The sequence below is a fragment of the Succinimonas sp. genome (assembly GCF_045225735.1).
Classification (GTDB): domain Bacteria; phylum Pseudomonadota; class Gammaproteobacteria; order Enterobacterales; family Succinivibrionaceae; genus Succinimonas.
The window spans coordinates 1-10,864 of record NZ_JBGVBR010000060.1 but is presented as its reverse complement, the minus strand read 5'-3'; the positions used below and the strand labels follow the sequence as shown (position 1 = coordinate 10,864).

The following is a 10,864-nucleotide window of genomic DNA, read 5'->3' as shown; positions in this document are numbered from 1 at the left end:
GGAAATCCGGACTCTGAATCGGTTTCCGCATCTCCGGATGAAGCCGGGAACTCTCTCTGGGAAAAAGCTAAGGCGGATGCCAGGGAGGCAGGCAAATTATGACGGCAAACAGCAGATGAAATGAGTTCGAAAAGCTGACCGGAACAGAGACTTGCTTTCGTTCCTCGCATACAATATAAGCAGTAATGCTGATAGCAACGGAGATGATTTATGTGCGGCGGAGACAGCGATCCCGGTGTTTGCTCCGGAGAGCCGTATGCCGGAGCGGATAAAGACGGCGCGTGTCTTTTTGGGTGTTTGTTCGGAGTCCCGGCATATTTTCTGCTGGGGTGCTGCATTATTGCTATATTGGAGATAGCATGCCCGCTGAGAGAGGTTGAGAATCCGTGGCTCGTTTTGTGTTACGTTATATTTGACGTATCACTTTTCCTTCTTTATTGGACAAAGGCTTTGTACGTCTGGATATTTAAAAAAATCTGGAAAATACTTGCCGACTTGTAGCGCAGCGGCAATCCCGGCAGTTAAGATTTCCGATTCTTCATAAGAGCCGCGAGAAACCCGCTTTTCGCGGGTTGTTGACCTAAATGAAGGCGGAAACACAGCGAAGCACAGGGCGGAAAGTTCCGGAAAAATCCGCCCCCCAAAATAAAAAGAGACCGCAATCTGCGCTCTCTCTTCACGTCACGTCAGTAACTCAAAGGCGCTCCGGCTAAGCCGTGATGGCAGCGTACCGGGAGCTTCCCAGAGTCTCCGTCATAAAGGCGTACGGACTTACATCCTCTCCCTTGGTCACCTTGGAAAAGAGCTGGGCCGAGCATCCGGAAACCAGAATCACGCCCTGCTCGTTACGGGTAACGGGCTGCTGCTCGTTACGGGAGTTCACATTCCAGAACACCACCTTGGGAAGCCGGTAGCCATGCTCGGCAAACTTCTTTTTAGCGCTCGCAAAATTGCTCCCGGAGGAATTAGCCGCCGCGGCGTCAAACTCCATGTCCGAAATTATGTACAGCGTAGCGGGAAGATCCTCCTGCCGGGCTTTTTTCTTAAGGGCCGCAGCCAGAATCAGATCAAAAACCGCCGCGAGATCGGTGTTGGCGCACTCGTTAAAGGTTCTCACAAACTGCACCTTGTCCGCAATGTCCTTGCCCTTGATCTCCACCAGTCGGGGGGTGCGAGAAAACGTAATGAAGTGTCCCCGGAATGCTCCCTTGCTCCTTTCGGCGAAGTAAATGGCCAGCGACTGCGCCACCGCTGCCGGCAGCGGCTCATGCTGCCAGTACATGGAACCGGAACCGTCAGCCACCACCAGGGCATTCTCCCCGTCAGTGTAATCAGGAAGCGCATTCCAGGAGGTATCCAGAGACAGGCGTTCCTCCTGACTCAGGGAGTTCCGGTAGGCGGCATTCACAATGTCGTAGGGCATCAGGGTTTTCACATTCAGGGTGGCCTCGCCCGCGGCAACCTTTTTCAGAAAGTCGAGGTAACGCTCCTTGTCATTCCGGATAAAGGCCTTGCGATACTTATGCATGGCCTTTCCCGGCTGCTTGGCGTAATCAAAGGTGTAGTCCTTCTTGCGAAGATTGTTCTCAATGATGCCGATTTGAACCCGGAGAGCGGACAGGGCCTTACGGTATTCGCGATCGCGCATGCCGAAGGCTCCGGCAAGCTGCTTGGCCCAGGTTACAGTTTGCGGTGAGGAGGCATTCACGGAGGGCAGCCATTTCCCCAGAAGCGACACCTTTCCTTCGCCGTCCAGAGCTTTCAGGTCAGCGGTGAACTGCTTTCTCAAAAAGGCCTCGGCTTCCTCCCGGGCCGGAGTGTCCAGGAGAGTCAGCAGGTCGTCCCAGCGGCCGTATTCGGGAATGAGCTCCAGGTTCTTCAAAAGAGACTCCTTCCGGTTTTCGGAAAGCCATTTCAGGATGTCCCGGAACACGTGACGTTCTCCCAGCCCCTCCCGAATATCCCGGGCAAAGAACAGAGTCTTCATGGCCAGATCCGGATCCTCGAAGAACGCTCTCATGAAGCGATCCTGAATTTCCTGTTCGCAGGAGTTACGGAGGGCGCCGATGGTAGCAAAAAGATCCAGACAATAGGATTCGGTAGTGCGAAAAGTTACGGCTCCGTTCTCAGTTAAAGCGGTATTGGAAAGTTCTTTTAACTCTTTAAGCATGATCAATTACTCCTTATCAGCCTGGGAAGCTCTCTCAGAAACGCCAGACCTGCGTCAGAATGCCTGACGGTATCATCCCCCTCCTGATATTTTATAAACCCTGAGCGATCCCGGGTGACATTCTCGGGTATTTTCTCCGAATCACCCTCAGGGATCCCGCGCTTAAGAAGCTGGTTCATTCATTTTCATTAACTTTTTCAGGCAATGGGGACAGCCCGGCTTTGCGGGAGCCTCCGGCAATGCCAGGAAGCAGTACCTCTTGAAATCAAACGTGCCGAGGCTGCTCTGACATCACCAAAACAAAGCGCATTTTTTCAGCCATTCACCGTGAAATCAGGCATCTTCGATGCCCGGTAGGAGTCGAACCTGCCCTGCTGCCATAGCGCGGAAAAAAAATCTGCTGTGCGCGCTTTTGATGATTTTATTGTATTTCGGGAGTTTTGGGAAATCACGGTAAAAAAGTTGCGAACATAAAAATCATAGCAAACAAAAATGCGTGGCACCGAGGGCGGCGGCTGATTCGGGGGAGATGAGGGAAAATTAAGGAGAAATTAAAGAAAACGAAAGAGAGCGGTATGGCAGAATCGAAAGGCTGTTAATAAGGCATCCCGAAGGATGCCTGACGTTAGCGCCGGATTTCTGATACAGCCCGGAACCCGGCGGCGGAAAAAACAAAGCGCTGTCTCTATCAAATGGCGATACTGAAGTAAGTTTGCTGTTAGCGCTTTTAATGATTCCATTGTAGCAGGAATCCGGGGGATATCCCGGAAAAAAAAGTGCGAACTATGGAAAATTTTCGGGTTCGAGGCACGGATAATTACGGCAGGGATTACGCAACTTCAAAAACCGGCTGTAATCAGCCGGATGGGACAGTCCGGCTTTACTGGCACCCCGGCAATGCCGGGAAGCAGAACCTCTGAAATCAAACGTGCCGAGATTTGCTCTCATCACCAAAACAAAGCCGCTTTTTTCTTCAGCCATGCACCGTGAAATCAGGCATCAATGCTGCCAGGCAGAAGTCGAACCAGCCCTGCTCCATAGCGCGGAAAAAAAATTTACTGTGAGAGCTTTGATGATTTTATTGTATTTCGGGAGCTTTCAGAAGTACCGGTAATAAAGTCGCGAAGACAAAGACAACAGCTCAGAAAAATGCAGGGCGCTTAGGGGCGGCGGCTGTTTCGGGGAGAGTTGGAGAATAAAGGAAAAAAGGAAGATGCTACGGTATATAACTCAATAATAACAAAAACTTAAAAAACTCCGCAGTACAGCTTAACCTGCCGAGATTTCTCTTACAACTAAAGCGAGCCAATAACCACATTAAAAATTAATGAGAGCCGCCTAAATCAGTGAGATCATCCCAGTCGTCAAACATGACAAAACTCCTTTTCATAAAAAACTTACGGTAACACCGGATTTCCTGATACGGCCCGGAATCCGGCAGCGGAAAAAACAAAGCGCTGTCTCTATCAAATGGCGATACTGAAGTAAGTTTGCTGTTAGCGCTTTTAATGATTCTATTGTAGCTGAATTTCAGGACATATCCCGAAAAAACAGTGCGAACTGGGGCCGGTTTCCGGGCGCGGATAATTTTCGTCAGGAGCGGATTACTGCCGTTATTACATGCGAAACGCCTTAAACAGCATCCTCGTAGCTGCTGTAAAAGATGTAAAACAGCGGAACAGAACGGAAGGTGCCGAAGCTCATGACTCTTCATTACTTACGGGAGCAGTTTTCCATAACATGCCCTTTATATCTTTAATTCCCAATAGCCATTTTTGTTCCGCACTTTCGCGTCAGAATCCCCGATTTTTTTAATTTTCTGCGGTGATGCTTCGGAAGATTCTCCGAAGCTATTCCGAATCTTCTCCGAAGTCTTACTGCCAAAATAACCAGGACCGAAAATGCAGGGTTAGAATGCGACAGGTACAACCGGAAGGATCCTGAATGCCCGGGGGTTTTGTCAAATACTCACAAAGTAAAACAGTCAACACCGGACATAAAAATACCCTCTCAGGACAAGCCGGGAGGGTATCTTTTTAACAAAGCGCCATTTTTTGCTGCTCTACCAACTGAGCTATGACCGCCGCTTGCGCAGCTGTCAGCCGGAATTGAACCGGCGACCAACACCTGGCAAGAAATTATGCTGTTCGCGCTTTTGATGGTGAGAGTATAACGCCCTGTCGGCCGTAGTCCCGGAAAAAATAGTGCGAAATCAGCTTTAACCGCCCGCACCAAAATCTCCCACAACTGAAAATACAGGGTTAAAATGAGACAGGAAAAACCGGAGAGGGTGTTCTGCTGTCCGGAGTTTCGGCATAAACTCGCAGAGGATAACAGTCAGAGCCGAAAATAAAAACCCCCTCTCAGGACAAGCCCGGAGGGGATCTTTTTAACAAAGCGCCTTTTTTTGTCGCTCTGCCAACTGAGCTATGACCGCCGCTTACGCAGCTGTCAGCCGGAATCGAACCGGCGACACACGAAGATAAAAAGTTGCTGTTCGCGCTTTTAATGATGAAAGTATAGCACCATATCAGCCCTATTCTGGAAAAAAAATAGTGCGGAATCAGCTTTGGCCGCTCGCACCAAAATCGCCGGAAACGTAAATGCAGGTTACAAGGCAACAGGGAAACCTGAGAATGGGCTGCCCAAAGGTTTTGGCAAAACTCGCAAAGACCGCAAAACAGTCGGAGCCTAACATAAAAACACCCTCTCAGGGCCTGCCCGGGAGAGCGTCTTTGTAACAAAGCGCCTGTCGGACAAAGGCCGGATTCGAACCGGCAATCCCGATATCATACCAATAGAAAAATTGCTGCATGCGCTTTTGATGGCGAAAGTATAGTGCCTGCCGGCACCTCATCCCGGAAAAAAAGGTGCGAAATCAGCTTTGCCCCCCAAACCGAACGCCGGCATCACGCAAAATAACAACCTGCCATTGCATCAAAAATGGCTGATTGCTGTTTAATCCGGTTGCTCCCCCGCAAAAAATCAGAAAAATGATGATTTTCCAAGCCTTTTTGACAGACATCGATTTGCCTTGCCGGGTTTGTGTTTACAATGAAAAAGCCCAGCCCCAAAGGGAAAGCTGCGGCCCAAAGGAAAAGTTATCGAACAGAGAGAAGACCTGAACTATGTTGTGATGAGAAAACGACTCGGATCTTCTTGTTTGCCTTTAACATGTTCAGCTTCGGAAACCCCATAAACAGGAGCGATGGCAATGCTTCTCGAATTCAGGACAAGAAATTATAAGTCTTTCACATCTGAGCTTTGCTTCTCAATGACGCCGGCAGACAAGCGTACAGGGAAGTGCTGTCAATCAGGGCTTGCCCGGGAGGGGATTAGGAATTTGAGAATCAAGGGGGAAAGATAATGAGAATTGCGGCCGGAGAAGATCTTTCCCTCCCGCCGCGGGATTCCAGCCTCTCCGGACATTTCAGTTCTGCGGGATCAGCGCCGTAAACTCGCCTCTCCCTGAAGATTCCGGCTCATGACATCTCGTCAATGCCGGGAGCGCCGTCCTCCTGAGCCTCCTGCCATTCATTGCAAAGGGCCATCTGCTTCACCAGACGCTTCCGGATAAGATCGATAAAGCTATCCGGCTCGGTTACCCGGATAAACGGCCCGAAGGACAGGATGCGGATCACGAGTTCCGTTTCGTCCTCCTTGTCGTATTTCAGGGTTACCAGATATTTCCCCTCCTCCAGCTTCCGGGTTTCCTTTTCCAGATGCGAAAAGTGCAGCAGCACCCGCTCCAGAGCATTACGGTGATCCATGAGCTCAAAGGTCACCGAGCGTTTCGGGGATTCCTCGAAGGGCAGTCTTTCCCTGCCGCGCTGCAGAATACAGCCCCGGATCTGGGCGAGGTTCATGGTGAACTGCCGTGTAAGCCCGGCTCCTGCCAGCCGGAAACGGTCATCCTTTTCCGAATACTCCAGGTAATACGGCGTCAGAAAAATCCGGGGTCTTCTGCCATCCCGGGTTTCGTAGTCCACTACCAGATTTTCCTTTTCCCGGAGAGCCTGCAAAATCGTCCTGAAGCTTGCGATATACTCCGGAGACGCGTAGTCATCACCGTCGGCATAGCGGTCATAGTAGACAATATCCTCCGGCGCAAATAAGGGATCAATATCCTCCAGCCCCGAAACCTCCGGACTGAAGAGCTGAATCCGCGGATCCGCCAGAAGAGTCTTAAGCCAGCGCTTTTCCAGCAAAGTCAGGGGCGTTTCCGGCACTTTGCGCAGAGGCGTGGTGAGATCCCGGCGGAGGAGATGCCATTTCCCGCCCATAAGATCATCCGGCATGGTAAGCAGGCTTTCGCCAAAGGCTTGCTCCCGCACCATGGCAAAAAGCTTTCTTTCGGTAAGAGCGCCCCGGGCCGCCTCCCGGAGAATGGCCGCCGTCACCCGGTAATAGCTGCTGAAGATTTCGTTAAACATCATAATTGCGGTCCACTCCGTACATCCGGGCCAGGGTCGTAAAATCGCGGTAAAAGCGGGTAACCACCCAGGGGAGCGAACACTTAAGCTCCGTTATTCTCCCGGTATAGCTTCTGATCCAGGGCATCATTTCCATAGGGTTATAAACATCAGCGGAAAACCGCCAGTGGGTGTCATCGACCTTTTCCACCGTCCCGGAACGCTTTTCCCGGAGCAGCCTCTTAACGATAAAACTCTCATCGGGCCCAACCGCCACTACCATTTCCAGATGATGCAGGGTATCGACATTACCACCGGAAACACCCCAGACATGGGAGGAAAAAAATGCCAGCCGTTCTTCCAGCTCCGGATCCTCCGGGCAGGGATCTCCCGCGGCGATCTTTTCAATAAGGTCGATCCTCTGAAAAGACAGCCGCTGCCTTTTGCGGGACTCAATAAGAAGGTACTGCCTTCCCGTCTGAGTGCCGGTATAAAGCCTAAGCGGCCGGGCCGTTACCGTATGATCTCCGGCGTTAAAGGTGACAAACCTCTTTTCATGAATGGCCCGAAGCGCCTCAAAAACTATCTCGCTGTCCAGAGCATTCAGAATGTAATGGTGCTTGAACCGGAAGAAGTCCGCGCGCTCCCGGAGCCGATCCTGCAAAAAGGATCCGATGACGCCAAGAGGCGCGGCCTCCGTGAAAAAAGCCAAAGCCTCCTGCCAGCCCTCCGGACTGAAGCTTTCCTCCGGAATCGCGTAACGGATCTCCCGGCCCTGCTTTTTCTGAACGATTAGTCCGAGACCGGCATATTCCTTGAGCTTCTTCCGTACGGTGGATTCATCGGGATAATCCTCGTCAGCAAGATTCCACAGCATATCCATAAGCCGGTTCATAATGCCGGTTATGGACAGAGAACCCGCTTTGCCCGCCTCCTGCAAAATCTCCAGAAGATAAAAATGAAGCGCAATGTCCCAGGAGGTAAAGCTCTTGGTTTTAAAAGCCCGGTAAAGGGGATTCTCCGGCACCTGCCTGCTGTCCACGCTGAGAAATATTCTCCGGCCGTTTTCATCCTGCCGGAAGGAGAGATACTTTCCCAGCCAGCTTTCAATGCGGCGGCGTTCATTGTCATAGCTCCGGGCGCTCTTCTGGGTAAAATCGTCCCGGTGCTGAAAGCCGTATACGTAAAAGGAGCGGAGATAAGACCTGATGCGGCCGAAGTCCTTGATAAGTTCACTGTACGCCATGCTGCTTTCTCATGTTGCTTGCTCTGATTTCTTCTTTGTTGGATATTGTAATCAGAAAACGCCGGGAACAGAATTACCGGAAGCGATTAATAAGGGAAGCAGCGGGTTAAGCGTGGGTAAATGCCGGGGCAGCGCCGGGGTAATAACGGGGATGGCAACGTTTTTTGCCCCGGCCCGAGGTCAGGCTGTGTAATATCAGGAGCGAAACGGCAATGCCCAACTTTCTCCATCAGCATAAGAAAGAGCCACCTTTGCGGCCGCCTGGCCGCTCCGGCGGGTCTCCCGCATCCGGGAGACCTTCTGTATTGTCAGAATCATCAGAAAAGATTTTTAATGGCGCTGGTCAGCTTGTCAGCGATGCGGGGATTATTCATGGTGTAAATATGAATGCCGTCCACGCCGCTGGCAATGAGGTCGATTATCTGATTCACGGCATACGCCATGCCGGCGTCAAAGAGAGCCACCTTGTCATTTTCATAGCGGGTCAGAATCTTCTGGAATTTAACCGGAAGCGAGGCCCCGCACAGGGTGATCATTCTTTCGATCTGCGCCTTGTTCACCACCGGCATGATGCCGGCATCCACAGGGAGGTCAATGCCGGCCATTCTGACGTTTTCCTGGAAGCGGTAGAAAATGTCGTTGTCAAAGAAAAGCTGCGAAATCAGGTGCGTGGCTCCGGCATCCACCTTTTCCTTAAGATGTCTGATATCGGACACCCGGCTTTCCGCTTCCGGATGCCCCTCCGGATAGCAGGCGGCGCTGATGCTGAGAGAGCTGTTCTCCCTGACAAATTTGCTAAGATCACAGGCATGGGCGAAGTCATGCTTAGGCGGCACATTGGGGTTGCGATCGCCCCGGAGAGCCAGAATGTTTTCAATGCCATTCGCCTCCAGATTTCTGATCATGGTCAGAATCTCAGCTTTGGAATAGTTAAGACAGGTCAGATGAGCCACGGACTCAATGCCCAGCTTCTTGATCTTGCTGGCGATCTCCACCGTGGCGGAATTGGTAACCGAGCCCCCGGCCCCGAAGGTAACGGAAATGAAATCCGGATGCATGTCAGCAAGCACCGCCAGTGTCGCATCAATATTTTTCAGGAGTTCGTCCCTTTTAGGCGGAAATATTTCAAAGGATATCACCGGCTTTCTGGTTTTGTTCTTAAAAATGTTGGCAATAGTGCTCATATATAATCCTGTGGTTCTACAGTCTTGAATTCTGTCCTCATGAACTGCCTGAGAGAGAAAGGAAGCTCCGGCCGACACCGCAGATCCCGCCCTCCGGACAGATGCTGCTTACGTACCTGCCATAATAAGCGATCCCGGGCTTTAAAGAAAATTAATTCTGCTTATACCAGCATATTAAGATTTTTTATACCTAGTCGTTTTTGAAAGCAAAAATCTTTAACTATGGTCCGGACATCTCCCCTTATTGACCGAGGATTTGGGGAAACAGGAGCGCCATCCCGGGAAAAAACGGTGATTTCAGGCCGGAAATCTCCGGAAAAACCTGTCATTTTGTGGAGCTTATGCCATTTTCACAAAATAATGTATAACTGAAATAACGTTTTCAGGCGTTTTTCTGCAAACCGCTCACTCTTGCAGGTATAATTGAAAAGTATGCAAAGTCCGGATACAGTCCTGCTTTTCAGCATCATGGTGTCCGGCGCGTGATGCGCAATCACCGCCCGGAGATAACCGGCAATATAAGGAACTGACCATGCGTAGAATAATCACGGCTGCCCTGCTGTCAGCGATGCTCTCTTTAACAGCTCAGGCTGCGGCGGAGAAGTCATCCAACAATGTTGTTTACAGATGGGTGGATGAAAACGGATCGGTGCACTACTCTCCCACCAAGCCCTGGGGGGTAAATTTCGAATCTGTGAATACCAACTACTCTGCCCACCAGAGGGAGATGATTGAAGAATCCAACAAGGCCAAGGAAACTCATGACCGGCTGATGAACAAGGAACAGCAGAAGAATGATGAGGAAAAGGCCTATAAGGAAAAACAGGAAAGACTGCAGCTCTGCATCGATACCACCTTCGACAAGATGAGCTATCAGAAGCGCCGTATCGAGGATGACAGCGTTAAGCAGAAGCTGGACTGCGAATATACCTTCAGCCGCGCCAAGCAGAAGTCCAAGTATGACGAGTGCATCCTGAAGATCGAAAGCGAGCGTATTGAAAAGGTCAGCCAGCTGGAGCAGAGCATTAACCAGTGCATCGATGCCGACACCCCCAAGAAGATGATTCAGGAGGTTATGGAAAAGCATCGCGAGCACGAGGAAATGAGGAACGCTCAGGCCAGCGGCCAGCAAAAGTAGTTTCTTCCCTGCAAAATTGCCAGACACCGGAGTTCGCTTCGGTGTTTTTTTGTTTTTGGATACGGTGTTTTTAATTATTGGAGCAGCAAGCTCCGGAAAGCCGGCGCCGGTTTTAAGTCCCGGATCGCTCCGTTAATATCAGCTCCATCCTCCTCCGCCCCGTCATGTTCACCGCCTTACAGGAGTCCCCATGAAAATCATAGTTCTTTCTGAAAATACCTGCCGCAGAGATACGGAAACGGACAGTGCTCCCGGTTCTCCCCTGCCGGCATTTTCCGGAGCGGAAACCGAGCACGGACTTTCTCTGTGGATCGCAACCCAGCATCATGCTGTTATTTTTGATACCGGAGCCTCCGATATGATGATCCGGAATGCCGCCCGGGCCGGCATCGATCTCTCCCGGGCGGACACCGTGATCCTGAGCCACGGGCACTATGATCACGGAGGCGGCCTTGGGTACCTGCTCCGGCATAACTCCCATGCCCGGATCCTGATCCAAAAGAATGCTCTTGAAAGCTTTTACTCCCTTCATGAAAAGCCTGTCTATATCGGTCTTCCTCAGGATCTCCGGCTGCCTCCCCGCGCTGAACTCCTTACAGAGGATCTCCGTCTTGATGATGAGCTTTATCTTAGGAGCTGTGCATAAATAACATTTACAACTTTTTATAAGTCTAGCCCTATTATGCTATCATAACAATCAACTGTAACGTTGAT

Annotated in this window: 6 protein-coding genes; 2 read left to right on the top strand and 4 right to left on the bottom strand. The window is 50.9% G+C overall.

All coding sequences use genetic code 11. From position 1 onward, the window contains the following. Positions 1–709: 709 nt before the first annotated feature. From ACJROR_RS02060 to metF, 4 genes are all read right to left on the bottom strand, one after another. On the bottom strand, positions 710–2,170 hold the full coding sequence (locus ACJROR_RS02060; RefSeq protein WP_406545652.1) for a DUF2828 family protein: 1,461 nt from the start codon (positions 2,168–2,170) through the stop codon (positions 710–712). A 3,482-nt stretch (positions 2,171–5,652) separates the two neighbouring features. Then, entirely contained in the window at positions 5,653–6,606 is a 954-nt protein-coding gene (locus tag ACJROR_RS02055) for a WYL domain-containing protein (protein WP_406545651.1), read from the bottom strand. Further along, entirely contained in the window at positions 6,596–7,828 is a 1,233-nt protein-coding gene (locus tag ACJROR_RS02050) for a helix-turn-helix transcriptional regulator (RefSeq protein WP_406545650.1), read from the bottom strand. The genes ACJROR_RS02055 and ACJROR_RS02050 overlap by 11 nt, the downstream gene beginning before the upstream one ends. Before the next feature lie 317 nt (positions 7,829–8,145). Further along, positions 8,146–9,012 carry a methylenetetrahydrofolate reductase [NAD(P)H] gene (gene metF / locus ACJROR_RS02045; protein WP_406545649.1) on the bottom strand — a complete coding sequence of 289 codons (867 nt, stop codon included), beginning with the start codon at positions 9,010–9,012 and terminating at the stop codon, positions 8,146–8,148. Positions 9,013–9,544: 532 nt separating this feature from the next. Between metF and ACJROR_RS02040 the strand changes: the two genes are divergently transcribed. Both ACJROR_RS02040 and ACJROR_RS02035 read left to right on the top strand, forming a co-directional pair. Then, positions 9,545–10,150, top strand: coding sequence for a DUF4124 domain-containing protein (locus ACJROR_RS02040; protein WP_406545648.1), 606 nt, complete (start codon positions 9,545–9,547; stop codon positions 10,148–10,150). A 190-nt stretch (positions 10,151–10,340) separates the two neighbouring features. Next, positions 10,341–10,796, top strand: coding sequence for an MBL fold metallo-hydrolase (locus ACJROR_RS02035; RefSeq protein WP_406545647.1), 456 nt, complete (start codon positions 10,341–10,343; stop codon positions 10,794–10,796). Positions 10,797–10,864 lie beyond the last annotated feature (68 nt).